This window comes from Mesorhizobium sp. M7A.F.Ca.MR.148.00.0.0, assembly GCF_003997735.1.
GTDB lineage: Bacteria > Pseudomonadota > Alphaproteobacteria > Rhizobiales > Rhizobiaceae > Mesorhizobium.
Genome location: NZ_RZTB01000303.1, coordinates 1 through 989 on the forward strand (window position 1 = coordinate 1; position 989 = coordinate 989).

1 protein-coding gene is annotated in these 989 nt (G+C 65.2%); it reads right to left on the bottom strand.

Annotation, left to right across the window (positions count from 1 at the left end; translation table 11 throughout):
- The coding region (locus EOB49_RS34120; protein WP_164781940.1) for an adenosine kinase at positions 1 to 946 on the bottom strand (946 nt) is incomplete at its 3' end.
- Between the last annotated feature and the right edge of the window lie 43 nt (positions 947 to 989).

The following is a 989-nucleotide window of genomic DNA, read 5'->3' on the forward strand; positions in this document are numbered from 1 at the left end:
GCCTGGGGCCGATCTGCTGGATCACCAATCCGGCCGCCAGTGAGCCAAGGTCGCCGCAAGTCTGCAGGTCGCGGCCTTGCGTGTAGCCATGCAGGAAGCCGGCGGCATAGAGATCGCCGGCGCCCGTCGTGTCGACCAGTTCCTTGATGGCGGTCGCCTTGATCACCACGGTCTCGTCGCCGCGCACGATCACCGAGCCTTTTTCCGAGCGGGTCACGGCGGCGATCCGGCAATCCTTGCGGATCTGCGCCAGCGCCTCGTCGAACGACGATGTCTGGTAGAGCGACTTGATCTCGTGGCTGTTGGCAAAGACGATGTCGACCGTGCCCGAGCGCATCAGGTCGAGGAATTCGTCGCGGTAGCGGTCGACGCAGAACGAATCCGACAGCGTCATCGACACTTCGCGGCCTGCCGCGTGCGCCAGCTTCGCCGTCTGGCGGATTGCCTCCTTGGCGCGCGGCGGGTCCCACAGATAGCCTTCGAAATAGGTCACCTTGGCGCCAGACGCCTTGTCGGCTTCGACATCCTCAGGGCCAAGCTCGACGCAGGCGCCGAGATAGGTGTTCATCGAGCGCTCGCCGTCGGGCGTGACGAAGATCATCGAGCGCGCCGTCGGCGGCTCACCCTTGAGCGGCGTGGTGTCGAAGGCGACGCCCTGCGCATGGATGTCGTGGGCGTAGATTTCGCCCAGCGCATCGTTGGAGACCTTGCCGAAGAAGGCGGCGCGGCCGCCGAAGCTGGCGACGCCGGCCGCCGTGTTGCCGGCGCTGCCGCCGGACGCCTCGATCGCCGGCCCCATGCGGCTGTAGAGCAGTTCGGCGCGCTGTGTGTCGATGAGGTTCATCGCGCCCTTGATGATGCCGTTGGTCTCGAGGAATACCTCGTCGCACTGGGCGATGATGTCGACAATGGCATTGCCGATGCAAAGCACGTCATAATCCGGCATCAAAATCTCCGCCAAAACCCGAGCCGGCTTCTTGCCACGCCGG